Origin of the sequence: Nostoc sp. (genome assembly GCF_036917615.1) — a bacterium.
Lineage (GTDB): Bacteria > Cyanobacteriota > Cyanobacteriia > Cyanobacteriales > Nostocaceae > Nostoc.
The window spans coordinates 47319-73532 of sequence record NZ_JBALCZ010000081.1; the positions used below are offsets into that span (position 1 = coordinate 47319).

Consider the following 26214-nt stretch of genomic DNA (forward strand, 5'->3'; position numbering starts at 1 on the left):
GAAAACACTTGCCATTTCTGGATTCTAGAGCTTTTATATAGCAAGCGATGGCTTCGCCGCGCCGTAGCCATCGCGCGATTATTTTCTAATAACAAATACAAGACCAATTTTTTTCTAATAGTATAGCTTGTATTGATTGCCTCATGAGGCTTCTAGCGATCACCCTTCCGGAGAGTGACAGAAGAGGGTTATGTCTGACTGTGCAGGCAGAAAGATTTATCTTCCAATACATAATTTTCATAACAGACAGATGAGTATAATTATTTGCCCTGGAATTCATGAGTCAAACTTAACTGAAAGCTTTAGAGTAGGATTGTTAGATTTAGTTTCTAATGGCGCGATCGCCTATAATTCCGCAAATATACTGATTTATCCGGGTAAAGATGTTTTGGTTCTATCAGCATTTCATCTCTTACAGTTTTTGCGCGATCGCTTGGGCAATCAGCTAAAATCGCCAATTATATTTATTAGCTTTAGTGCTGGCGTAGTTGGGGCAATAGGGGCGGCACATTTATGGCAACTCTTGGGTGGTCGTGTGAAAGCGTTTATTGCTATAGATGGATGGGGAGTACCACTACAAGGTAATTTCCCTATTCATCGGATCAGCCATGATTATTTCACCCATTGGAGTTCCTGTTTGCTAGGTAGTGGGCAAAATAACTTTTATGCACAGCCAGCAGTTGATCATTTGTCCATGTGGCAATCGCCCCAAACTGTACAAGGCTGGTGGTTAGATTCATCCATTGGGATTTTTCCACCCAAAGGTCATCTCACAGCATCTGAGTTTTTGCTTATGCTGTTAAAGCGCTATGAAGCAAATTAATCCGGACAATAGAGTAAGTAAACAGGAGTTAGGAGTGAGGAGTGAGTCATTTGTCATTAGTTTCCCAACTCCCCACTCCCCACTCCCCACCCCCCATCTACCCAAAGCAAAGTATCTAAATGTTTCCAACTGAACCAACTGCTGTTAATAACGGGTTTGGCGCACTGCTAAAAAACCGTGGTTTTATGCTCCTGTGGATTGGGCAACTGCTGTCCCAGTTAGCAGATAAAGTCTTCTTCGTTTTGCTGATTGCTCTGCTGGAGAACTACCCACCGCTTCGTGGGTTGGCACGAAACTCTATGTATTCAACATTGATGCTGTCGTTTACAATACCAGCAATTTTATTTGGTTCTGCTGGTGGTATCTTTGTTGACCGCTTACCAAAAAAGCTGATTCTGGTCGGCTCAGATGTCGTGCGGGGAATATTAACGCTGTGTCTTCCCTTGTTACCACGAGAGTTCCTGATTCTGTTAATCCTGACTTTTGCCATTTCCACGGTAACGCAGTTTTTTGCACCAGCTGAACAAGCAGCCATTCCCTTATTGGTGAAGCGAGAGAATTTGTTGGCAGCCAATGCGCTGTTTAGCAGCACGATGATGGGAGCATTAATTGTTGGCTTTGCTATCGGAGAGCCGATTTTGAGTTTGGCGAAAAGCTTGATGGGAGAAGAATACGGTCAAGAGCTTGTGGTTGGTGGATTATACATATTATCGGGTGCTATTATCCAGCCAGTTAGGTTTAAAGAACCCAAACGACCGAAGGAACAGCGGACATCAAATAACCCTTGGGCTGAATTTACCGACAGCCTGCGCTATCTCAAGAAAAACCCTTTGATCTTGAATGCCATGTTGCAACTGACAACTTTATATTGTGTGTTTGCAGCCTTAACAGTGCTGACGATTCGATTAGCCGCAGAGTTTGGTCTCAAAGAAAAACAGTTTGGCTTTTTCTTGGCAGCGGCAGGGGTAGGTATGGTATTTGGAGCAGCAATTTTAGGTCACTGGGGTGATAAATTGCATCATAAGCCCCTACCTTTAATGGGATTTTTGATGATTTCACTAGTTTTAGGAGTGTTCACTTTTACACACAACTTATTGCTGGCGCTAGGACTATGTGCATTTTTGGGTGTAGGTGCTGCCTTAATTGGTGTGCCCATGCAAACTTTAATTCAACAGCAAACACCACCTACCATGCACGGTAAAGTATTTGGCTTTCAAAATCATGCCGTCAACATCGCTCTGGCGTTACCTCTGGCGATTACTGGGCCATTAACTGATGCTCTGGGCTTGAGATTTGTGCTTGTAGGAATGAGTATTGTTGTCGTAGTTGTCGGTGTTTGGGCTTGGAAAAATAGCCGCAAAGTCTTGCAAGACGTAATTTAATTAATGTAGGCTAATAGTCTAGCTTTATATTTAATATAAAAATTTATAAGATTTTGATTGAAGTTTTCAATTAAAATGAAATCTTAACTACAGAATTCAGCATTAATTTTAGCTATAGTCTGAGGTTTGACCGTGCGTTCACAAAGTGTCTCCGTAGGAGAATCGGCTTCCCAAATTAGTCTCCCACAAATCGAGAATCACAAACAGTCTCGTACTTCTAACCTGCCAGTCGTGCCCAAACGTGCATCTGGCGGTTTTGCTCTACTTGACAGCCTTCACCGCCACGGCGTTGATTATATTTTTGGTTATCCTGGTGGGGCAATTCTGCCAATTTACGACGACCTGTATAAGGTGGAAGCGACTGGTGTTATTAAGCACATCCTCGTGAGACACGAACAAGGCGCAGCCCACGCAGCCGATGGTTATGCCCGTGCCACAGGGAAGGTAGGAGTATGCTTTGGCACTTCAGGCCCAGGAGCAACTAACTTGGTAACCGGGATCGCCACAGCCTACATGGATTCGATCCCGATGATTGTGGTTACAGGACAGGTAGCACGTCCGTCGATTGGTACAGATGCCTTTCAGGAAACTGATATTTACGGGATTACGCTACCAATCGTGAAGCACTCCTATGTAGTGCGTGACCCCAAAGATATGGCGCGAATTGTCGCCGAAGCGTTCCACATCGCTAGCACTGGGCGTCCGGGACCAGTTTTGATTGATGTCCCCAAAGATGTAGCTTTAGAAGAATTTGACTACATACCTGTAAAACCAGGTTCAGTGAAGTTACGCGGTTATCGTCCCACGGTGAAGGGAAATCCCCGGCAAATTAATGCCGCGATCCAGTTGATTACAGAAAGTCGCCGTCCGCTATTGTATGTCGGTGGTGGTGCGATCGCAGCTGGTGCCCATGAAGAAGTAAAAGAACTGGCTGAATTATTCAATATCCCTGTCACCACAACCTTAATGGGGATCGGTGCCTTTGACGAACATCATCCCCTAGCTTTGGGAATGTTGGGGATGCACGGCACAGCTTACGCTAACTTCGCCGTTAGTGATTGTGACTTGCTAATTTGTGTTGGTGCCAGATTTGATGATCGCGTGACAGGTAAGTTAGACGAATTCGCCTCCCGCGCTAAAGTAATTCACATCGACATCGATCCAGCAGAAGTCGGCAAAAACCGCGTTCCTGAAGTGCCCATCGTCGGCGATGTGCGGAATGTGTTGGTAGACTTATTGCGTCGATGCAAAGAAGCAGGCGTCAAGGCTACACCTAATCAAAACCAAGAGTGGCTGAATCTAGTTAACCGTTGGCGCGAAGAGTATCCTCTAATAGTGCCGCACCATCCCGACAGCATTTCCCCCCAAGAAGTGATCGTAGAAGTCAGTAACCAAGCACCCCAGGCTTACTACACCACAGATGTGGGACAACATCAAATGTGGGCAGCACAATTCCTCAAGAACGGGCCAAGGCGCTGGATTTCTAGTGCTGGTTTGGGAACGATGGGTTTTGGCTTACCTGCGGCAATGGGCGCTAAAGTGGCGTTTCCTGATGAAGAAGTTATCTGTATTAGCGGCGATGCCAGTTTCCAAATGTGTTTACAGGAACTTGGTACACTTGCACAGTATGGAATAAATGTCAAGACAATAATTATCAATAACGGCTGGCAAGGGATGGTGCGCCAGTGGCAGCAAGCGTTCTATGGTGAGCGTTACTCATGCTCAAACATGGAAGTAGGGATGCCAGACGTAGAGTTATTGGCAAAAGCCTATGGGATTAAGGGCATGGTAATCAGCGATCGCAGTCAATTAAAAGATGCAATCGCCGAAATGCTAGCACACAAAGGCCCAGTGATCTTGAATATCCACGTCACCAGAGACGAAAACTGCTATCCAATGGTAGTTCCTGGCAAGAGCAACGCTCAAATGGTCGGCTTGCAGAAGCAACCGCCGAAAGCAGCAGCAGAGCCAGTTTATTGTAGCCACTGTAGTGCGAAAAATGCTCCCACCCACAACTTCTGCGCTGAGTGTGGGACAAAGTTGTAACGCTTTTTGATAATCTGACCAGAGAAGCCGCGGAATAGGGGAGAAAGATGCTGGAATTCGTCAGCAATCAAGGGTTTAAGAGCAAATAAATTTATTTATGGGGTTTTTTCTCCCCCCTGCTCCCTGCCCCCTTTCCTCTTGCGTATACATCAGTTAATCTTCCTGATTAGGTTGAGATAAAGAAATATTTCCAAAGTAATTGACTAAATCAGTTTGACTGGAGAAATCCAACAGCTCCTCAGCTAACTCTTCTAGTTGAGTTATGGATAATGTGCGAATCTGCTGCTGCATCTCCGGCTCAATTGCACCAAAGCGACGTGTTAACTGACGCAAAATTAATTGTAGCGGCTTCCATACGCGTAAGTCTTGAACATTATCCATGTTGGGTTTCCTTACGTCAACTTAACTTACATTTAATGCACAAATTTAGGCTTGACACGGCACTAGATTTCTGCTATCAGTCGATTATTGCAGCAAAGGAGTTGTGCTTTTACCGTTAGTTGACGCATTCGCAATTGCAGCTTGAGCAGGTTGACTGGCAAGAACCGCTACAAGTGGAGCAACTTTTGAACTAGACTGTTTACTTCTTTTTCGATTAGAGCCGCCAGCTTTGGAATACTCTATACTGTTTCTGCCGTAGACAGTTGCAACTCCATTTAGCATTCGTTCAGACATTTCGGAGAGGGCTTTATCCATCTGGGTTATTGTTTTACGCGATTCTTCAAGATTGGACACAAGTGTGTTTTGAGCTTCTAACGTCGCACGGGTAGTGTTGATCAGGTGGTTGTAGGCTTCAATGGTTAATCCATGTCCTAAATCCAGATTTTCTTTAAGGGATTTAAGCAAGGCGAGACGAAGTTGGGCTTTGTCAACAGCAGCAGAACCACGAGTTCTTAAAGACATCAGATATCCTTTTTTTATAATCCTTTTTCAACATAGTGGAATATCTTTTTGCCTGAGATGGGGAGTTTTGTGGATTTATTTCATTAAAAGTTCAACGAAATAATTACGAGTTTGTCTGTATTTTTACTCATTTTTAAGATCGATTTGTTGTTTGAGAATAAGTGCAATCAGCAACAATAATCGCCGAATTAACAAATGCGAACGCTAAATCAACAAATGCGAACGCCAAATCAATAAATGCGTTGGCGTAGCCCGCCGCAGGCATCGCCAAATCAATAAATGCGATCGCAAAAATAACATTATAAAGGGGAAACTAGAACATCTAAGTCCCTCCCCTTTATAAGCTCGGTGTACACACAAGTCGAATTACCCCCCTTAATCCCCTCTTGTAAAGGGGGGAAACAAGAGATTCTCGTTCCCTCCCCTTTACAAGGGGAGGGTTAGGGTGGGGTAAAAGAATATTTGATACATCAATCATAACTTTTCAAACATCCTCTTAGGCTGCGGTGGCGTACACAAGTACTAAAAACCTCCCTCGCTCAAGGCAACTTAACCGTTTTTATACGCAGATAATATCTTCATCTGCGGATTTTTTATGAAAAAAAGATTCATACTAATGTATTTCTCCCCATTCTTTTGGGAATCCTAAATTTTAGGAAGGTTTAGAAACCGCAAGGTGTTACTTCCTGAAAGATCACGTAACTTTTAAAGGATAATTATGTTTAAACGCAAGTTACCCAAAGGCCACAGCACCAGTTCAGTTGCTCTAAAACCAGAAGTTGCGATCGCAGTTATTGGACTCATTTCCGCATCTGCTGATCGTGAAGGCATAACCATAGAAGAAAAATATGCTTTGAGTGAGATATTAGATGCAGTTTCCCAATTTGAAGATTACTCTGATGAAGACTTTGAAGAATTGACCGAGAAAGTCACCAGCCTACTAGAAGAAGAACCTAAAGTTTTAATCAAGCAGGCGATCGAATCCTTACCGAATAAAGATTATCGAGAAGCTGCATACACCACCGCTATTTTAATGGTAGGGATTGATGAGAAAGTACCCGAAACAGAACAGGATTATATCTCTGAGCTTCAAGAAGCCTTGAAAATTTCAGACGAGCGAGCACAAAAACTCATAGACGAAGTATTCGGGGCAGACGAGGAAGAAGAGGAAGAAGAGGAAGAAGAGGAAGAATAGTGTTAATTTCCTCCCGTCCAACTGATGTTAAAAAAATGCTACACAAAGGTATTATCATCAAGTAGTTTTAACAACTATGTGATGACCAGAAAAATTTCTCTTGGCTTGATGCTGCTGTTTCTGAATACTCAAATTGGTGTTACCCAGTCAACAGCTAAAGCACAAACCCCAGTTGCACCAACAACTACCACAAAATCAATTTGCTCCACCCGACTGGGAACAGCTATCGATGCTGTAATCAATCGTCCTTTATTCAGTCGGGGGCGCTGGGGAATTTTGGTGCAACCCCTGTCAACCGGGACAACTCTTTACAGTCGGGATGCTCAGAAATATTTTACACCTGCGTCTAACCTCAAGTTATTGACAACAGCAGCTGCATTGCAGCAGTTGGGTGCTAATTTTCGGATTCGCACTTCAATTTATCAGAATGGCAATGGTGTTTTACGTGTTGTCGGTAGGGGAGATCCCAGCTTAAGTGATACTCAACTGCAAACATTGGCACATCAGCTAAAACAGAAAGGTATTACCCAAATTCAGAAATTGATAGCTGATGATAGTTATATTCAAGGGGATATTGTTAATCCTACCTGGCAATGGGAAGATGTGCAGTCAGACTATGGCGCACCAGTCAGCAGCTTTATTCTAAATCAAAATATTTTTAGCTTAAAACTTGTACCGCAGGCTGTAGGTAAATCCTTACAAGTGGTGTGGATTGATGCTGGCGAGGCGAAACAATGGCAGACGATTAATCAGTCAGTAACCGTTGCCCAAAATCAACCAACCTACGTCAACGTTACCCGCGAATTATCAGGAACAATATTACGAATTCAAGGACAACTGACAACAAATTCTGAACCGTCTTTAATAGATTTGCCTGTAGTTGACCCTAATTATTACTTCTTACGGCGCTTTCGTACTGCTTTGGTAACAGAAAAAATTACTTTGGGGCAAACATTAGTAGTAAGTGGTGGCGTTAATCAAGAGGAAATAGCATTTGTAGAGTCGCCACCTTTATCTGAATTATTAATGGAAACTCTTCAGAATAGTAATAATCTTTATGCTGAAGCACTTCTGAGAGCATTAGCTATGAAAAAACCCAGAATGAAAAATCAGACTAGCACTGATGTCGGTTTGGAAGTTGTCAAAACGAGTTTAACTCAATTGGGAGTTGATCCAGCAAATTATATATTAGTGGATGGTTCGGGTTTATCACGTCGTAATTTAGTGACGCCAGAAACTTTTGTACAAACTTTGCGAGGAATAGCAAGAACACCAGCAGCATATGTATATCGTGCATCTTTACCCGTGGCGGGTAAAAGTGGAACCTTGAAGAACCGCTTTGAAAACACCTCTGCTGAGGGCATTGTCCAAGCAAAAACAGGTACGTTAACGGGTGTAGTTTCTCTATCTGGATATATGAATGCGCCTAAGTATGAGCCGTTAGTTTTTAGTATTATCATGAATCAATCGGAACAACCGACAACAGTTGTGCGGCAGGCTATTGATGAAATTGTTGTGTTGTTAACACAGTTGCAGCGTTGTTAAGAAATGTTTAGATATGCAAAATTTTGCGTCTCTAAATTTGCCTAATCTGGTAACTAATTGAAGCGATCGCAGTATAGACAGTACAGGATGATCAGAACATTGGTTCTACCGTAACTTATTCACAATAAGTCTCTAGACTCCGAGCTATCACTTGGGCATTAATACAAAGACAATAATGTTTAATAGTTTAGCGCAGTTGCAGTCTGCTTTCTAACGACAATTATATCAGTACTACCAACAAATAAGTTTTCAACATTTAATTAAAGAAAATCGGCGGGAATCCCATTCCTTCAAGGGGTATCCGGGATAGCCGCCCGTCTCCAAAGTCCTTGGTCATTTGTACTAATGACTAATGACTAAAGATATGGTTGATGGTCAATAGGGTTAGGTTAATATCTCCCCGCCTGTGGCGACCCCATTTGAAAGGGGTAAAAGAGGGTTATGAGCAAGCCTTTTTAAGGGGGGTTGGGGGGATATTCAAAATCTGAAAACGTTAACCGAACCGTAATGGGAAAGCTCTACAAAATGGCTACTGAGAAAAGCACGATCTCGGCAACTTCTAATGTTTCTCTAATGTTGCTTTCAGAAATTAATCTTATAGTAATGACTACAGTCAGAAAAAATCAGCTATTTTATGTCAAATCGCAGTTTTCCCCTCAAGGGATACTTACTAGTTAGTTTGTCCATCATTTCGCTGATATCTGTTTTACTCGTGCGTGGTACGTCGAGAGTAATCCTTCCTAATCCCGCTACCGATATCTTAAATTCTCCAGCGAGAGAAAAACAGACGGTAGTTTTAGCCGGAGGATGTTTCTGGGGAATGGAAGCGGTTTTTGAGCATCTCAAAGGTGTTTCTGATGTTGTCTCTGGTTTTTCTGGTGGTAGTGCAGCAACAGCAGACTACAAAGTTGTCAGTTCCGGCTTGACGGGTCATGCTGAGTCAGTAAAAATCACCTATGACCCATCACAAATATCCTATGGTCAGCTGCTAAAAATTTACTTTTTTGTGGCACATGACCCAACACAGTTAAATAGACAAGGCCCTGATTCAGGGGAGCAATATCGTTCAGTCATATTTTTTGCCAACGGTGAGCAGAAGCGGGTCGCGCTTGATTATATTCATCAACTCAACAAAGCACACATCTTTCATCAGCAGATAGTAACTCAACTAGTTCCCTTGAAGGGTTTTTATCAGGCTGAGAAATATCATCAAGACTTTATTGACCGCAATCCAAATTATCCCTATGTGGTAGTAAATGACTTGCCGAAGTTGGCTCAACTAAAATCACAGTTCCCCAATTTGTATAAGTAGGTGTGGCTTTTTGGCAAAGATACTTTTGCTATTGTTCAATATCGACCACCTTGACTTAAAAAATTATCTTTGCTCATGCACATTATTCAAGTAATTAAATCAGCCACGGAATTATGAAAAAACGATATATTTTACAAGCTGGCGCAGCAATTGTTGGTGCAGGATGGTTATCACGGTATTTAACTGGGAGGCCACAAGTTATGGCAATTACAAAAGAGGAGTTTGAAATCACTAAAACTGACGAAGAGTGGCAGCGGATTTTAACGCCCCAACAGTTCGATGTGCTGCGGAAACATGATACTGAACTAGCTAACAGCAGCCCACTTGATAGACAACATGCTAAAGGGACTTATGAGTGTGCTGCCTGCGACTTACCATTATTTACATCTAAAACTAAATTCAACAGCGGCACAGGCTGGCCTAGTTTTTATGCACCTATTGATAGGGCAGTTAGTACATCGGTAGATAACTCTTTTATGACGACCCGAACTGAAGTACATTGTCATCGTTGTGGTGGGCATTTGGGTCATGTCTTTGATGATGGACCTGCGCCTACTGGCAAGCGTTACTGTATGAATGGGGTGGCGATGAAGTTCGTTCAAGATTAAAGTCTTACCAATTCTATTCAGGGTAGATGTATCGGCAATGAACAGATTCACTGAAACCTTGCACTCCCACAACTTCAAGTTGTGGGAGTGTCAATAATTCTGAGTCCCATAATTACTAAATCGCATTCAACGCTATCAATTTCGCCAACTTTAGGTAAATGTCCCCAGTGTTGAAAACCAAATGTTTCAAAAAGTTTTAAACTGGGTTGATTGTGGGCAAAAATAAAGCATAGTAGGGTCTTTAAACCCAAACTATAACTTTCGCTAATTGCTTGTGCTAATAGTTGTCGTCCCAAACCACATCGATGAAAACCAGGGGCTATGTAAATACTAATTTCGGCAGTCTTACTATAGGCGGGCCGCCCATAAAAGGATTGGAAACTAAGCCATCCAGCAATTACTCCTTCTACTTCGATTACCCAAATTGGGCGTTGTGAAGGCGATCGCGCCTTAAACCAAGGAAGGCGACTTTCCACAGATACTGGCTCTAAATCAGCGGTTGCCATGCCGCTAGGAATTGCAGCATTATAAATTACCACAATTGCAGGCAAGTCAGTTTCAGTTGCATGGCGAATAGTCATTGCTATCGTCTTGGAGTAAATCTGAGAAAATATTCAAAAATAATACAGCGTTAACAGCGTTCCGAAAGCCGTAACACACCCTAGTAGTCTGTCAATAAATAATTGAGAGGTGCGGATTGTTCGTAGTTGGCGCTTTAGCGAAGACAGCGGCAACTACGAATCTATCAAATCAAACTTGACAGATTACTAGACTATCTCACCAGAATAATTTTGGCTCCCCGTCGTGCCGCTTGGATAGCAGCCGCAGTTCCTCCGGTTCCTCCACCGACAACTAAGACATCAGCTATGCATGTCTGATTAATCATCCCTTAACCTCGCTGGAGTTTCGACATATTCTCCCCAGATAGTTAGGCATCAAACAAGATAACTTTTTTCGGATATTTCGTTTATGTAGTGTATACTCCTAATAAGATAGCCAGTGTAAATTGCACTGCTAACGACAAATCCTACAACATAGTAGGAGAAAAATATGGTGTTAACACAAAACATGTCTTTAAATTCTGTAATCTCTCCACAGCTAGAGGCTGAATCGATCAAAGAACTGGAGCGCGTACTAAGCGTTAAAGATTTTCAGGCGAAACTGGTAGGAGCTAACGGAGAAAAAATTAACATTCCTGAGCCGATTTATCAAGTGCTGCTTCAAGTTGTTCACGCAATGGCATCAGGTAAGGCTATATCTATAATTCCTCAACAACAGGAATTGACGACACAACAAGCGGCCGAACATCTTAACGTATCACGTCCATACCTGATCAAATTATTAGAACAAGGTGAAATTCCTCACATTAAGGTGGGTTCACATCGACGGGTTCGTTTTGATGATTTGATGAAATATAAGAAACAGCGCGATAGTAAGCGTAGGGAAGGACTTAAGCAATTTACTCAGTTTTTAGAAGATGAGGGGTTCTATGATGAGGAGAGTAGCGAATTAGCTCAGTAAAATGGTACTCTCGGTTGTTTTGGATTCCTGTGTTATCTACCCTATGCCTTTATGTGATACCCTTATGCGTGCTGCTGAGGCGGAGTTATACGAACTTCATTTTTCACAACAAATTCTGGATGGTGCTACTCGTAACCTTGTAAAAGATGGAAGAATGAAAACAGATGCTAAAGCAGCATACTTTCAAGAACAAATCAAGACAAACTTTCCTGAAGCAATAGTGGAAGTACCAGAACATCTAGTTGCATCAATGACAAATCATCCAGGTGATTACCATGTTGTCGCTGCTGCTATAGTTGCCAAGGCAAAAGTAATTGTTACTGCTGATTTAGATGACTTTCCAGCAGAAGCTTTAAAGCCTTGGGATATTGAGGCTTGGCATCCAGATGATTTTTTGGTTTACCTTGATGAGCAATATTCAGGAACAATGATTAAAATTATTTGGGAGCAGTCTAATGCGCTTAAACTTCCAAGGAGTGTTCCTGAGACCTTGGAAAAATTAGAAAAAAATAATTTAAAAAGAAAGAATAGAGTACCAAAATTTACTTGTAGTATTCGCTGCCAATTTTATTCTGACAAAATTGTGCAAATTGCTGAAAAAACTTTGAAGAGTCAGTTGGCAAAAGAAGCACCAGAAGGTGGTCGGTGCTTTGAAGGTGAACGGTATCGACTCTGGCAAAAAGGAGGAATTTTAACAATTACGGCTACTAAAGACAACCGGGGTGAGATTCTCAGGCTTGAGAATGGCAGTATTGGGGGATATCTTTCAGTGGCGGATGTTGAGGCATTCCAAACTTTTGAACAAAGCTTAGAAACAGAACTAGAACAAACTAAAACACAGAAATCTCAAAACTGATAGCCTAACGTTGACTGCTAATGTTACATCTAGTATCATTGAGCGGTGAAAAACCAACGTGAAAGCACAAGTATTTAGAGGCGTCAATCAACTGTCTTACGAAGATATCCCAGTTCCAACCCTAGAACCAGATGAAGTGCTGGTACAGGTGCGGGTAGTGGGGTTGTGTCAGTCAGATATAAAAAAAATTCGTTATCCACTGTATGAACCGCCGCGCATTTTTGGACATGAAACTGCCGGTACGATCGCAGCATTAGGCAATGATGTTAAAGGTTGGCAAGTTGGACAACGGGTAGCGGTGATGCACCACATCCCCTGTATGCGTTGCGCCTACTGCCTAAATGATAATTTCTCCATGTGTGATGTCTACAAAAACATCTCCACAACCGCAGGCTTTAACGCCAGTGGTGGCGGTTTTGCCGATTATGTCAAGGTTCCCGGACATATTGTCCAAAACGGCGGGCTAATTCCCATCCCCGATCGCATCAGTTTTGAAGAAGCGAGTTTTGTAGAACCGACTAACTGCTGCTTGAAAGCTGTGAAAAAAGCTCAAATTGCCCCAGGACAAACTGTATTAGTTACTGGTGCTGGGCCAATTGGGTTAATGTTCATTATGTTGGTGAAGTATTTCGGAGCAAAAGCGATCGCTACCGATTTACTGCCCTCTAGAATTGAAAAAGCCTTGAGTGTCGGTGCAGAGGCGGCTTTTGATGCTCGTGACGCCGATTTACCAGCAAAAATCCATGCCCTAACTGGTGGACTGGGTGTTGATGTTACCCTGCTGGCTGTTCCTAGTGATAAAGCCTTCTTTCAAGCACTTGATTGTAGCCGCAAAGGTGGCAAAATCTTGTTTTTTGCTGAATTCCCCGATGAGGTAGAAATTCCGATCAACCCTAATATCCTCTACCGTCGAGAAATTGACTTGATAGGCAGTTATAGCTCATCTTATCGGCTTCAGAATCTATCAGCTGATATTGTATTTAATCAGCAGATTGACGTGCAAGCATTGATTAGCGATCGCTATCCATTAAAAGATTTATCAGCAGCTGTAGAAGTTGCGATCGCACCCACACCGGATACTTACAAAATCCTAATTTATCCGTAAAATAACGGAGACATGGAGACGCAGAGAAATTATTCTCCGCCTCCTCGTATCTTTTTCCCTGATCTCAATACCCTTAGTTTAAGGCTTGATCCTCCCTAACCCGCCTTAAAAAGGAGGGAATTAGAGCAAGCCTTTTTAAGGGGAGCTGAGGGATCTATTGAGGCAAAATGTTACTAAGCCAAGCGTATTGTCCGTCATCCCCCCATTAGTCCAAACAAAATGGTTATTACCCTAGTTGCAGTAGCTCTACTAGCTTTCTACGTCGCCTGGAATCTCGGAGCAAACGATGTTGCTAACGCAATGGGAACCTCTGTAGGTTCCAAAGCTGTCACCCTCAAACAGGCGCTAATTATTGCTGGGGTATTAGAGTTTACAGGTGCTGTATTGTTTGGGCATGAGGTAACAGAAACTCTAGCGACGAAAATTGCTAATCCCGCCTTATTCGCAGCTACACCCCAAATATTCGTTGTTGGGATGGTAACGGTACTAATTTCCTGTGGTGTGTGGTTGCAAATTGCCACATCACGCGGTTTACCTGTATCCTCTTCTCACGCAGTTGTTGGTGCGATCGCCGGATTTAGTTGGGTAGCTTTGGGAGTAGATGCAATTGATTGGTCATCAATTGGCTTAATTACTATTGGCTGGATTTTAACGCCGTTAATTAGTGGTGCGATCGCTGCTTTATTTTACAGTCAAATCAAGCACTGGATTTTAGATCAACCTAATCAAGTAGTGCAGTTACAAGAGTGGATTCCCTGGTTGAGTACTTTACTGCTAGGTGTATTTGGCGTGATTGTATTACCATCGTTGACTGAACCGCTAACCAATTTTGTAATTGAGCTTGGTTTTACCATCCCTGCTTACGACATCCCACTGTTAACCGGTGCAGTAGCAGCAGTTGGACTGACAATCATTAGTTGGCGACAGTTAGGAGAGACGGGGGATAAGAGAGCAGGGGGAGCAGGGGAAGCAAAGGAAGAAGTCAGCATTCAGCACGGGCTAAACGCTCCGCTACCGCTAACAGCATTCAGCAGTCCAGTTGAGCGCTTATTCGCGCGATTCCAACTGCTAAGTGCTTGCTTTGTAGCTTTTGCTCATGGTTCTAATGATGTGGGAAATGCGATCGCTCCTTTAGCTGCGATCGTCTACATTAATCGCACTGGTAGCGTACCTACAGATGGTATCACTATCCCCATTTGGATTTTAATCCTTGGTGGTGCTGGTATTGTTGGTGGTTTAGCTGTCTGGGGTGAAAAAGTCATCGCCACGATTGGCGAAAACATTATTGCCTTGCAACCTAGTAGTGGATTTTGTGCCGAACTTGCGACTGCTACCACCATCCTCATCGCCTCCCGGCTAGGTTTACCAGTCTCCACCTCCCACGCTCTCGTCGGCGGTGTAATTGGTATTGGACTAGTGCAAAATATCAAGTGGGTTAAATTCAAAACACTAAAAGGTATTGCTGCCGCATGGCTAATTACAATCCCCGTGAGTGCTGTCCTTAGCGCTGCCATCTTTAGCATCGCCCGGCTTTTATTCTTCTAAGAATTATTAATATTTTCCTAACTTTTTCCTCTACTGCATCTACTCAAAGTAAAACCTAGACTGCAACAATGCCAAAAAAGCGTGCTTTTGCAGAATTGCCGCTCATTCATTAGAATGTTGTGCAGGGGATAGCGTAACTTTGAATTTCCACAGAAAGAATACTTTAATCTTCATTGAGAGATGTAAACTGTCAGACAAGTTACATTCCATCCGAATTTACAGCTAGTTTTCCAAGTCAGACAATTTTGTGGCGATGTCTGGCGACAACTCGCTTTGCGCCTACGCGCACGCATCTGCAAGTCTTTGACAATTACTATTGGCAGCAAAACAATAAATATTTATTTTGAGTGAGATTTCTTTAAAAGTAAAAATCTCATTGGCAAATATATTCATGGAAATTAAACTGACCAAAAACAAAAAAGGTCTTAGTTCAAGCGACTTCCAGTCGTGGCAATAATTCCAAAATCCCTTCGGGTTCGGCAGTCCCCCAGACGCTCGTTCTTCTCTACCAGACGCGCAAGGGACGCTACCGCCAGCGCTAACGACGGGAACCGCCTTCTCTGCGAGAGGCTCCGCCAACGCCAACGCGGAGCGTCTCGTAGAGAAGACAAGGGCTACCTCACCAAAATCCAAAATCGAATGGCCAAATACTAGTCAATGCTGAAGAGAAGACCGTGTAGTAAGCAGTCGAGCAAATTTAATGCCTTTGCCAACCTGTGTCCACTATGACAGAATTACGTTGAAATGCGGAAGTACTGTTAAAACTTTTAATTTATCTGACAAAATACAGGAAATAAAGATGAACGCCAATAAAGTGTACCGGAAGCAGCTTTATCGTCAAGGTGTTAGAGGTTAGAAGCTAATGGGGCGATTCGAGAAGCAACCAGAAAACCCGAAAGTCAGAGGCGAGCTATCTAGAGCAGCAGAAAATGCTCTTTGGGCTGTAGTTGAAGACTTAGAAAATCTTCAGCAGAATGTCCTCAGAGGATTGCAGGAAGACGTAAAGCGGCTTCAGTCAGAAAAAAATCGGTTATCTGATGACATTCAAAGCTTGGTAGAGGAAAAAGAGCATTTACAACAAGTGCGCCAAATCACTGAGCAGCAAGTGTTAATTCGTCAACTGGCAGAAGTTCTGGCAAAGCATATATCTTCACAACTGCAATCCTCTCTGGCAACTTTAGCTAACCAAACCATAGAGGGCAAATCTTACGAACAAGCTGCGCTGAAGTCCGCCGAAGTGAGCGGCAATGTAGTAGGTGAAATCAATGAAAAAGTCGAACACATGTTTGACAGCCTGGATGATACCGTTACTGTTACCTTTAACTCGCTGCAACAGGAACTGAAGAACTATCAAAGTAATCTTTCCCAACAGTTGTCACGGATGTATAGCCAGCAGCAGCAAGGGGAAACGATTTTGGCGGAGTTTGTTAATCGCCTGCATGGAGAACTAGAAAAAACTATAGAAAAAACTTCACGCAAACCAGTAGCAGGTACACCTACTGTTTTACAGTTTACGGAGCCAGAGAAAAACAGTTCTTTTGAGACATCCCCGCCACCGTTTGGCGAAGTAGTAAGAAATTCCCCTGAGCCAATTTCCCCGATCCCTAATCAATTTTTAGAAAGGGAAACGACATCACAGCCTCCAGTTGCTAGAGAAAACGCCGCCAACCCGATTTCTGTCCCCAGCAAAGACTTGTCCCAAAGGGAAACTAAATCAGAGCCGACTGCTGTTAGAGAAAACGGCGCGAACCCAATTCCTGTTCCCAGTAAGGACTTGTTTCAAAAGGAAACTAAATCAGAGCCGACTGCTGTTAGAGAAAACGCCGCGAACCCAATTCCTATTCCCAGCAAAGACTTGTTTCAAAAGGAAACTAAATCAGAGCCGACTGCTGTTAGAGAAAACGCCGCGAACCCAATTCCTATTCCCAGCAGGGACTTGTTTCAAACGGAAACTAAATCAGAGCCGACTGCTGCTGTAGTTCCGCCACCAAAGGACAATGCCACCGAACCAATTTCTCTCCTCAATAAGGACTTACCGGAAAACAAAACTACATCAGAGCCTCCGACTGCATCCGTGCTACAGCCGAGAGCAATACAATCTTCACAAAGGAGAAACGCTGCTGAACCAACTTCTGTCCTCCGCAGAAACGGGTCACAGAGCAAAGCTAAATCTTCATCTGCGACTGCGCTAGAGCCGCAGCCGGAAGCAAAACCTCCAGAATCGCGATCGCATAATTCCTCCGGCTTATCGCCGCTCCAAATCGGTTTCTTGCTGATTGTCTTATCGGCAGTAGTGTCGTCGCTTTACAACGTAGCCATCAAGGTGATTTTCCACGAAGGTTCCCAGATTTTTGGAGTATTAGAGGTAGAGCGGTTGCTACGACCGACTTTGGGCAATACTCTGTTAATTTTGACGCTACGATTTATGGTAGTAGTACCACTGATGGTACTGTTGTCTCCCATACTACATCCTCGATTGTGGCAAGACTTGGAAAACTTGGCCGCTTCAGTCCGAGGAAATCCCACACCTGCGAATGCAGCTACCAAGCAGATTTTGCTGTTATCGATTGTGAGTGGGTGCTTTTTATTTTTGTCTCAGGTGCTGATATACATTGCGATCGCTCAAGTCACAACTGGAATGGCGATCGCACTGTTCTTTGTCTATCCGATGGTTAGTGGTCTATTGTCGTGGTTTCTGTTTCGCGATCGCCCTACCATATTCCGCATCAGTGCGATCGCCGCGATTTGCTGCGGTGAATTGTTGGTTTTAGGGGGTTCTCCCAGCATAAGTTTGGGTAATATTTCAATGGGAAGCAGCGCCGCCATTCTTTCGGGCGTGGCTTTTGCTGCCTACATAATTCTGACGCGGGTTTGTGCTAGCAAACTGCATCCTGTAACTTTTACTTTAATTAACTTCGCTACCATGTTGTTCTTGAGCTTTATCTGCTTGATGCTACCTTTACCAAGCAGTTGGAACTTGGTAGTTGACCCCTCTAAGATGCTGGAACTGGTTTTAAGCGCATTTATTTTGGGTGTGCTGACTCTTGCAGGCTATTTGCTGAACAATGTTGGCATTAGTAAACTAGGTGCCTCGCGATCGGCGATCATCGGTGGTAGCATCCCAGTTTTAACCGTGATTTTCGCTGGGTTAATCATTCAAGAAAATTTGGATATTGTACAAATTCTGGGAGTGTTGTTAGTAACCTTTGGCGCGGCTGCTTTCAGCTTTGAAACAATGCGAAATCAGGTTAAACCCTCTAGTCCCACCAATTAAATGGCCAGTTCAATCAGCTTAGGTGTGGTGGGAGCTACTTCACCTCCCATCCTCTCAGGATGAATCCTGAGGCTAATACGCCTACTTATAACTTCTCTAAACGAATGCGATCACAGGTATTGTATATATTTAGATACTAAATTTTTATATCTATAAAAAAATCGGAGTAGTTAGCGTCAATCAGATTGAGTGGAGATTTGCTCCGTGTAAAGACGTTGCAATCCAACGTCTCTGTATAGCAGAGCAATTGGTAGAGTAGCACAACTAGCTGTGTTACCCTACCCCTGATTCATAGACCTGACAATTCAGGTAATGTGGAAGATAAGAAGCGAAACCTAACCCCCCAGCCCCCTGACCCTAATCCCGACTCTGTGGGGGCCCCGAGTTCCCTAATAGGGAAGGGGAAAAATTCAAAGCCTCTCAAGAGCAGGAGAGAGGAATGGAGTCAGGTTTTCCAGATAGCGTGAAAAGTCAGATTCATAGACATGTAGCGGCTTCCTACAGGGTATGCGAAGCGCTATGAGCATATTAATATTCATTATTTAATAATATATTTTATGGATTTAGCTTGATACAGGTGGGGATAACACTTGTATATAAGCAGTAATCAGAATAACTTGACTTGTAATATATTTTTATGGATTTAGCCTGATACAGGTAGGGAAAACACGTATATATAAGCAGTACGAGTAGTACTGACTCTAGCAATTAAGCACAAGTACTTGCTCACAGAGGAGATTGGCAAGAAGTTAAGACCATTGCAGCACCTTTTGGAACTAGGAGATCAAGAAGTAGCAGAAGTGTTTAGAGTAACCCGTTTTTTAACCGTGGGAGCCTAAGTGAGTGGGCAAGAATAAATTAAACTATGTTACGCAATGTAAAATTTATTAAATTGCCTCCTAGTAAGGGCTGAAGTAGCTTACCACAAACCTTTAATTATTCACGCCCACTTATTTATTGAGGTTGGTAAGATGGTATATTTATTTCTGTCGGTCTGTACTAGTCAATTTGGTCTGCGATCGCCCAGACACCAAGAGAAAGAAGCTTAGATCGTAGCTTGCTGCGGATTATCCTGCTTTTCTAGCAAAAAACTATCTACGTAATTAAAGTCTCTCAAATATATAAAACAGCGAGGTAAAAACATAGTTGAAAGTCGTCAATGAATTAGTTAAATCATGAAAATTTAAAAATATTTCATGAAAAAAATATAAATTCATTGAAAAAACATCTCTAAACAATCATCAGATGAAATCCAATATGTTTTATTATATTTATGGCTAGTAACTAATTGTTCGGTTATTAGCACAAGCAACAAAGCCTTATGGCGACGCGATTTAGTCTGAATTAATCGCGGGTTTCTGTGTCAAACTATTAACAAACAAGGATAAATAAAACTTGGATTGTAGGAGAAACATAAAAATATCATCAAACCTTGATTGAACCAGAATATAAATTATTTAAATAGGCATTATTTATAAAGTTTAAAATATATAATCTTATTACAAATTCCAAAAACAATGATATGATGAGAAACGATATTTGAAAAAACAATAGGTATTTTGAAATTGGAATTATTTGCTTTACTTGATGTCTACTATCTTCGCTCAAGCCAACGGTTGATACTGCAAAGACATCACTGGAGGTTGTAAACGGGATTGATAGTTCACAAAGATCCGTGTGGCTCAACCTCTAAATGTGGCTACACCTGGTAAGCGATTTCTTTTTAGACCACTCCCAATTATTTCTAGCCACCTGTGTACTAAAAATAAATAATTCGCCAAAGCTAAAAAAACCATCTTTTTTGAGTAACAGATATCCCAGATAAACCGTGCAAACTAGTTTTTACTCCGAGTCGGCATAGTGCCATAGTTAAGTGTAAGCAGCTTGACGTTGTTGCTCTTGAAAGATGAGAAAAACCCTAAAGAACTTAAAGGCTTTGTAGATTACTTGCAACACAGTTGACTTTTGGGACGTAAACCGCCGTCAAGCTGGACTTGGTGATGTCTGTAATTTTCCGGTTAGATGCAGAGACAGTTATAGTCACAACTACCGAATCTGCTTTTGTACCAGAAAATATGCTCAAATGGTAGTTTGCGCTACCACCGATATCATCGTTATCGCATACTAATATAGTCTGAAGTAAAGATAGCCTTCAGCCAGGTGTATACTACCTATTTTCACTTGATTAAAAATTGTGTAAACGTGCTATTCAATTGTCTGTAATATGAGTAACGACATAGATCTGATCAAACGTCTTGACCCCAGTGCGATGGATCAGATCATGCTTTATCTGGCTTTTAGTGCCATGCGGACGAGTGGGCACAGGCATGGGGCATTTTTAGACGCAGCCGCAACAGCAGCAAAGTGTGCAATTTACATGACCTATCTTGAGCAGGGACAAAACCTGCGAATGACAGGGCATTTGCACCACTTGGAGCCGAAACGGGTAAAAATTATTGTAGAAGAAGTCAGACAGGCGCTAACAGAAGGCAAACTGTTAAAAATGCTGGGTTCTCAGGAACCTCGCTATTTGATTCAATTGCCTTATGTCTGGCTAGAAAAGTATCCTTGGCAACCGGGCCGATCGCGCGTTCCTGGTAGCAGTCTGACAAGTGAAGAAAAAAGACAAATTGAGCAGAAACTGCCAAGTAATCTACCTGATGCCCAGTTAGTTAGCTCTTTTGAGTTTCTGGATTTGATTGAGTTTTTGCACAAGCGATCGCAAGAAGACTTGCCACCCGAACACCAAATGCCTTTGAGTGAAGCTTTGGGTGAGCATATCAAGCGCCGTCTACTCTACTCAGGCACGGTAACACGCGTTGATTCTCCTTGGGGAATGCCCTTCTACGCTCTTACCCGTCCTTTTTATGCCCCAGCAGACGATCAAGAACGCACTTACATCATGGTGGAAGATACCGCTCGGTATTTCCGGATGATGAAAAATTGGGCAGAACGGCGACGAAATGCCATGCGCTTGCTGGAAGAACTTGATATCCTCCCAGAAAAAATGGAGCAGGCTATGGAAGAATTGGATGAAGTTATCCGTGCCTGGGCAGATAAATATCACCAAGACGGAGGTATTGCGGTGATTTTACAGACGGCTTTTGGCGAAAAAGAAGACTAGTACCTGTGGCGTCAGTTTGTCTACCTTTAACAAGAGGGTTAATCAATTGTTTAGTTAATTAGATGGTAAGTAACTGGGCGAAATTAAATATAAAATGTCATTGCGTTGGCGTAAGCCTTCCCATAGGGTACGTAACGCAGTGGAGTGAAGCAATCTCAGTCTTTGTGATTGCAACTCTTGGAGAAGCTACCGCGAACACTTCGTACCCTTCTCTACGAGAGGCTGCGCTAAGGGGAACGCCAAAGGCGAATGCAATGACGAACTATCTTATATTTATTTAGATCCATCTACTTAGCTGGATTTTTGCCAAGCTGTACTAATACCGCTACGCAAAATTCAAAATTCAAAAAGCTTATAAAGTAAGTTTTTCACTGGTTTTGTCTCTTGCTTAACCGGACTTAGACCAAAATTAAGCCAAAATGAAGCCCAAACTGGCGATATTCGCAGCAAAAACGTCACGATGAAGGGTTAACCAATCGAAAAATCAACTTATACATAGCTGTTTTGAAGACTTTTAAAGCTTGAGTAAAAGTGTTCAGGTTTATTTGCCCACCTGCGCCTCAAACCACCTGTCATCTGTCTAAGTCCACTTAAAAGTAGGGGTATGGCTGGTCTATTTACACTATAAAACTTTACTAGTAGTACAAAAGTCACAAAACTGCTTGTGACTTTTGTATTGTAAGTATTTAGTTTGCAGAATTTGCAAGCAGAGGGCAATTATGGCAAGTTTTATATGAATAGTGTCGCTCAAGTCATAGAGGGTGGGCATTGTAATGCCCACCCTACAAAAAATTAACCTGTATTTTCAGTCAATTACAAAGCACTGTAATTTAATTAGTGCCGGGTTGCGCTGGAACAAGCGGTTGCGTTGGAACAAGCGGTTGCGTTGGAATAAGCGGTTGCGTTGGAATAAGCGGTTGTGTTGGAACTGGGGTAGTATCGAAACTTGGACTTGATCCCGTAGGTATTAAAGTGGGTGGTGTAGACGAAGATGAAGCACCGATAACGCTGTCACTAGCACTAATACAAGTATCCAATACCTGGGTAGGGGGAAGGTCGATTTGACTACGTAAGCCAACTACACACTGACCAAAGCGCACGGGTAACAAACTGCGACCACAGTAATCTAAAGCTGCCGGATTAATTGCTTCCTGAGTACTTGAACTGACACCGACTACACAGGTAGCTAACTCCTCAGGACGCCGGGCCTTTCCACAAGAATAAAGCGCATCTGTGGCTGCAATTTGGGTCTGCTTTTCAATTTTAACCACACAAGCAGCCAAATCTCTTGGACGCAGTGCCTTTGCACAAGCTTCTGATGCCGCTTCTGCTGTTACACCCACCTTCAGAACGCGACCAGCACAGACACTATAATCATTGCTGTAGGAGGCAGCAACAGCCACATTAGGCAAGATCGTTGTCAACCATCCAGCTATAGCCAAAACTGGTACTATTAAAATCTTGGAGGTGGAACTACCTTGTTTGTTCTTACCTTTGTTAACCACTTTTTTGCTCATTGACATTGCCATTCTCCAAACACCCAAGGTTATGCTAACTCAAATATTTTAAAAATCCTCTGCAATAAAAGAATTTCAGCGGAAGCAAGGCATAGACATAATTAATTATGCTGAAAATTGTGTTAATATAACTGTTTGAAAGATAAGTAGGCAACGTAAAAAGTATTTCAGAGTAAGAATACTGCGTAAACCAATCTGATGATTGAGTAGCCTACGAAACTAAATAAACACAAAAAACTTATTGGCAGGAGTACGGCGGGGCACGTCGGAATTCAAGCTTGGAAGCTAGTGCGTCGGCTCTACCGACTTAAAGCAACTGGTGCAAACAAGATGCCTCTACATTGGTAGGATACGTCATACCAAGGCAAGCAGTCTCAAAGAACCAAGAATCTCTGATTTCTAATCAGTGGAATGTCAAAATTGAATGTTTGGGTAAAGTTTAAACAGGATTAGATTAAGGAAACTCATGTCCCGATATAGAGGGCCACGCCTCAGAATTGTCCGTCGCTTGGGCGACTTACCAGGATTGACTCGTAAAAGCGCCAGACGCGCTTACCCGCCAGGTCAGCATGGTCAGAACCGTAAGAAGCGCTCTGAGTATGCTATCCGTCTAGAGGAAAAGCAAAAGCTCCGCTTCAACTACGGTTTGACTGAAAAGCAATTGCTGCGCTATGTGCGGAAAGCCAGACGTGTTACTGGTTCTACCGGACAAGTCCTGCTGCAATTGCTAGAAATGCGCTTGGATAATACCGTTTTCCGCTTGGGTATAGCCCCAACTATCCCATCTGCTCGTCAACTGGTAAATCACGGTCACGTAACTGTTAACGGTCGTGTGGTTAATATTGCCAGCTACCAATGCCGTCCTGGTGAAGTAATTGCGGTCAGGGATCGCGCACAATCACGGAAGTTGGTGGAAGCTAACTTGCAATATCCCGGTTTGGCCAACCTCCCCAGTCATTTGGAGTTTGACAAAAATAAGTTGGTTGGTAGAGTCAACAGTGTTATTGAACGCGAATGGGTGGCACTACAAGTTAATGAACTACTTGTGGTGGAATACTACTCACGACAAGCTTAAGCAGTTAGGAGTTGGGAGTTATGAGTTATGAGTTGAAAGACGATAATTCCTAACTCCTCACTATTTTCATCCGCCAATTTGCGACATGGTGCGGGTATATGTACCTAAAATGCCAGAATCGCGCTCTTTAAAGTTAATTTCTGGCTTGATTTCGAGTAAATGCCTGACTTGCTCTTGTAATTGAGCGGTGCTGATCCCAGAACGCAGAGCAGTTTTTAAATCTATTTGACCAGTTTCGTTCAATAAACAGGGACGTAGCCAACCATCGGCACTCAGGCGCATCCGATTACAACGATCGCAAAAACATTCTGACATCTGACTAATAAATCCCAGTGTCCCCTTCGCACCGGGAATTTGAAAGACATCAGCAGGACCAGCACCACGAACTTGGGATTCTGTCAAGCCCCAGCGATCGCAGATACGTTGTCGTAACTCGGCTGAAGATACCCAACCGCGATCGCCAAACAAATGCACATTACCAATAGGCATAAATTCAATAAATCGAACGTGCCACTGTTTGTCAATTGTCAGGGCAGCTAAATCGAGAATTTCGTGATCGTTGACGCCAGGAATTACCACCACATTCAGCTTCAGGGGGTCGAATCCGACGCGATGGGCAGCTTGAATCCCCTGCCAAACTTGTTGCCAACGAGAACGGCCCTGATTACCGATAATTTGGTCAAAAATGTCGGGATCAAGTGAGTCAAGACTAATATTAATTCGTCGCAGACCAGCATTGTAAAGGTTTTGTGCCATCGGAGCCAGCAAAAACCCGTTGGTGGTCATTGAGATATCTTCAGTTTGGGGGAGAGTTGCGATCGCACTAACCAAATCCACCACACGCGGACGCAATAAGGGTTCACCTCCAGTCAAACGAAACCGATTAAAGCCTACTGGAATAAATACCTCTTGAATTAAGGTGAGTAGTTCCTGATCACTCAACAACTGTTGCTTGAGAATATAGTCTAGTTCTACTCCCTCTGGCATACAGTATTGACAACGAAAATTGCAGCGATCGATTAAACTAATTCGGAGGTAGTCTACCTGGTTCATCGTTTTATTTTTATTGTCTCTGATCAATTAAAGACTTCGCTAGGTGGTTTACCTCTTCCTACTATATTTGCTGTAACTCCAAATACCGTACTCCTCCTTAAGTAAGAGTCCACAGATTGTGGCATAATAAGCCGATCGCGTCCACTAGTTAGTCATCAATCGTGCAAGACACCGACTCCATCAACGACCTTGCTGCTGCCTTACAACAGCCAGTAGATATCAGCTTTGAACTGCCCGATCCAGAAGATGAACAGATTCTAGAGTCAGATTTTCAACAGCAGCTAGAAATAGCTTGGCAGGTATGCGATCGCTTTGATTTGCAAACTGAAATCTGGCGGGGGCGAATTTTACGGGCTATCCGCGACAGAGAGAAAGTGGGTGGTGACGGACGCGGTACGGGCTTTCTGCGATGGCTAAAAGAGCGGGAAATCAGCAAAAGTCAAGCTTATGCCTGGATTCAACTGGCGAATAGTGCCGATACTCTCATCGAAGACGGTAAGCTTGACCCAAATTCTGTGAACAACTTCAGTAAACGGGCTTTTGTCGAAACCTCCAAAGCATCCCCCCAAGTGCAACAGATGGTGAGTGAAGCCGCCCAAAAAGGCGATCGCATCACTAGGCGCGAAGTGCGTCAACTCAGCGATGAATGGACAGCCATGTCCTCAGATTTGTTACCCGAAGCAGTCAAAGAAAAAGCAGCAGATAACACCCTTCCCCCACGCTACATCGCCCCACTGGTGAAGGAAATGGAAAAACTGCCAGAATCGCATCAAAAATTTATCCAAAAGGAAATTGCTGCTAACCCGGATGTGGATACCCTCAAACAGGTAACTACCGAAGCGCGTAACTTGGCAAAATATCTCAAAGGGGCGGCTCAAGTTCAGGCGCTGACGCAGGAAGATGTTGATATTGAAACAGCCTTAGAAGAAGCCCAAAGAGTCGGCTGTTTGAGCATAGCTGCTGATTTGGTAAATCAAGCATCGCAAATTGAACAAACGATCGCTAAACTTTACATGACTTGGAAACGGATTGGTAATTTAGCAGATCGATTATATGTAGATACAGGTGCAAGTACACCCAACTTGCGATCGCTCCTCACTTGCTTGGAACCTCTGGGTGGTGAAATCATGGAATTGCAACTTAGTGGTGCGACTGAACACACTGTTCGTTTGCAAATTCAGGAGACGAGTTAGGGAGTGGGGAATTAGGAGTTAGGAGTTAGGAGTTAGGAGTTAGGAGTTAGGAGTTAGGAGTTAGGAGTTAGGAATTAGGAGTTAGGAGTTAGGAGTTAGGAGTTAGGAGTCAAAAATTATAGGAACTTTTTTTTCCT

20 protein-coding genes and 2 pseudogenes are annotated in these 26214 nt (G+C 43.1%); 15 read left to right on the forward strand and 7 right to left on the reverse strand.

Annotated features, from left to right (window positions below; translation table 11 throughout):
- Positions 1-250: 250 nt before the first annotated feature.
- The 3 genes from V7K85_RS29600 (at position 251) to ilvB (ending at position 4251) form a co-directional block, all read left to right on the forward strand.
- Positions 251-823: a hypothetical protein gene (locus V7K85_RS29600; protein WP_334819181.1), complete on the forward strand. Its 573-nt coding sequence runs from the start codon at positions 251-253 to the stop codon at positions 821-823.
- A gap of 119 nt (positions 824-942) precedes the next feature.
- Positions 943-2205, forward strand: coding sequence for an MFS transporter (locus V7K85_RS29605; protein WP_334819183.1), 1263 nt, complete (start codon positions 943-945; stop codon positions 2203-2205).
- Positions 2206-2337: 132 nt separating this feature from the next.
- Positions 2338-4251: a biosynthetic-type acetolactate synthase large subunit gene (gene ilvB, locus V7K85_RS29610; protein WP_334819185.1), complete on the forward strand. Its 1914-nt coding sequence runs from the start codon at positions 2338-2340 to the stop codon at positions 4249-4251.
- Positions 4252-4404: 153 nt separating this feature from the next.
- Here the strand turns inward: ilvB and V7K85_RS29615 are convergent, their stop codons facing one another.
- Together V7K85_RS29615 and V7K85_RS29620 are read right to left on the reverse strand one after the other, a co-directional pair.
- The gene (locus V7K85_RS29615) at positions 4405-4632 is read right to left on the reverse strand and encodes a DUF4351 domain-containing protein (RefSeq protein WP_334819188.1); all 228 of its coding nucleotides are present in this window, start codon (positions 4630-4632) and stop codon (positions 4405-4407) included.
- Positions 4633-4716: 84 nt separating this feature from the next.
- Positions 4717-5154: a hypothetical protein gene (locus V7K85_RS29620; RefSeq protein ID WP_334819190.1), complete on the reverse strand. Its 438-nt coding sequence runs from the start codon at positions 5152-5154 to the stop codon at positions 4717-4719.
- Positions 5155-5872: 718 nt separating this feature from the next.
- Here V7K85_RS29620 and V7K85_RS29625 point away from each other — a divergent pair.
- From V7K85_RS29625 to msrB, 4 genes are all read left to right on the forward strand, one after another.
- Positions 5873-6349, forward strand: coding sequence for a tellurite resistance TerB family protein (locus V7K85_RS29625; protein ID WP_334819192.1), 477 nt, complete (start codon positions 5873-5875; stop codon positions 6347-6349).
- 81 nt (positions 6350-6430) lie between these two features.
- Entirely contained in the window at positions 6431-7894 is a 1464-nt protein-coding gene (dacB, locus tag V7K85_RS29630) for a D-alanyl-D-alanine carboxypeptidase/D-alanyl-D-alanine endopeptidase (protein ID WP_334819194.1), read from the forward strand.
- A 634-nt stretch (positions 7895-8528) separates the two neighbouring features.
- Entirely contained in the window at positions 8529-9206 is a 678-nt protein-coding gene (msrA, locus tag V7K85_RS29635; RefSeq protein WP_334819196.1) for a peptide-methionine (S)-S-oxide reductase MsrA, read from the forward strand.
- A 113-nt stretch (positions 9207-9319) separates the two neighbouring features.
- Positions 9320-9814, forward strand: a complete 495-nt coding sequence (msrB, locus tag V7K85_RS29640) for a peptide-methionine (R)-S-oxide reductase MsrB (RefSeq protein ID WP_334819198.1) — start codon at positions 9320-9322, stop codon at positions 9812-9814.
- A 74-nt stretch (positions 9815-9888) separates the two neighbouring features.
- On the opposite strand, the gene V7K85_RS29645 is transcribed toward msrB, so the two are convergent.
- Together V7K85_RS29645 and V7K85_RS29650 are read right to left on the reverse strand one after the other, a co-directional pair.
- Positions 9889-10395: a GNAT family N-acetyltransferase gene (locus tag V7K85_RS29645; protein ID WP_334819200.1), complete on the reverse strand. Its 507-nt coding sequence runs from the start codon at positions 10393-10395 to the stop codon at positions 9889-9891.
- A 197-nt stretch (positions 10396-10592) separates the two neighbouring features.
- Positions 10593-10700, reverse strand: a pseudogene (locus tag V7K85_RS29650) (FAD-dependent oxidoreductase); the annotation flags it as partial.
- 164 nt (positions 10701-10864) lie between these two features.
- Between V7K85_RS29650 and V7K85_RS29655 the strand changes: the two are divergent.
- The 6 genes from V7K85_RS29655 to hetR all read left to right on the forward strand — a co-directional run bounded on the left by V7K85_RS29655 (position 10865) and on the right by hetR (position 21239).
- Positions 10865-11335, forward strand: a complete 471-nt coding sequence (locus tag V7K85_RS29655; protein ID WP_334819202.1) for a helix-turn-helix domain-containing protein — start codon at positions 10865-10867, stop codon at positions 11333-11335.
- 64 nt (positions 11336-11399) lie between these two features.
- Positions 11400-12191 carry a PIN domain-containing protein gene (locus tag V7K85_RS29660; protein WP_442940631.1) on the forward strand — a complete coding sequence of 264 codons (792 nt, stop codon included), beginning with the start codon at positions 11400-11402 and terminating at the stop codon, positions 12189-12191.
- A gap of 58 nt (positions 12192-12249) precedes the next feature.
- On the forward strand, positions 12250-13296 hold the full coding sequence (locus V7K85_RS29665; RefSeq protein WP_334819207.1) for a zinc-dependent dehydrogenase: 1047 nt from the start codon (positions 12250-12252) through the stop codon (positions 13294-13296).
- Positions 13297-13515: 219 nt separating this feature from the next.
- A complete protein-coding gene (locus V7K85_RS29670) occupies positions 13516-14841 on the forward strand; it encodes an inorganic phosphate transporter (protein ID WP_334819209.1) in 1326 nt (441 codons plus the stop codon).
- 862 nt (positions 14842-15703) lie between these two features.
- Positions 15704-18115: an EamA family transporter gene (locus V7K85_RS29675; protein ID WP_334819211.1), complete on the forward strand. Its 2412-nt coding sequence runs from the start codon at positions 15704-15706 to the stop codon at positions 18113-18115.
- Between the two features lie 2224 nt (positions 18116-20339).
- Positions 20340-21239, forward strand: a complete 900-nt coding sequence (hetR, locus tag V7K85_RS29680; RefSeq protein ID WP_334819213.1) for a heterocyst differentiation master regulator HetR — start codon at positions 20340-20342, stop codon at positions 21237-21239.
- A 409-nt stretch (positions 21240-21648) separates the two neighbouring features.
- Here hetR and V7K85_RS29685 read toward each other — a convergent pair.
- Both V7K85_RS29685 and V7K85_RS29690 read right to left on the reverse strand, forming a co-directional pair.
- Positions 21649-21818, reverse strand: a pseudogene (locus V7K85_RS29685) (IS701 family transposase); the annotation flags it as partial.
- 251 nt (positions 21819-22069) lie between these two features.
- A complete protein-coding gene (locus V7K85_RS29690; protein WP_334819216.1) occupies positions 22070-22762 on the reverse strand; it encodes a hypothetical protein in 693 nt (230 codons plus the stop codon).
- Positions 22763-23222: 460 nt separating this feature from the next.
- Here V7K85_RS29690 and rpsD point away from each other — a divergent pair, with 460 nt between their 5' ends.
- Positions 23223-23831 (forward strand): 30S ribosomal protein S4, encoded by a 609-nt coding sequence (rpsD, locus tag V7K85_RS29695; RefSeq protein WP_334819218.1) that lies wholly within the window; start codon positions 23223-23225, stop codon positions 23829-23831.
- 66 nt (positions 23832-23897) lie between these two features.
- Here rpsD and moaA read toward each other — a convergent pair whose 3' ends face one another.
- The gene (gene moaA / locus V7K85_RS29700) at positions 23898-24884 is read right to left on the reverse strand and encodes a GTP 3',8-cyclase MoaA (RefSeq protein ID WP_334819220.1); all 987 of its coding nucleotides are present in this window, start codon (positions 24882-24884) and stop codon (positions 23898-23900) included.
- Positions 24885-25045: 161 nt separating this feature from the next.
- Between moaA and V7K85_RS29705 the strand changes: the two genes are divergently transcribed.
- Positions 25046-26077 (forward strand): hypothetical protein, encoded by a 1032-nt coding sequence (locus V7K85_RS29705; protein WP_334819222.1) that lies wholly within the window; start codon positions 25046-25048, stop codon positions 26075-26077.
- Positions 26078-26214: the final 137 nt, after the last annotated feature.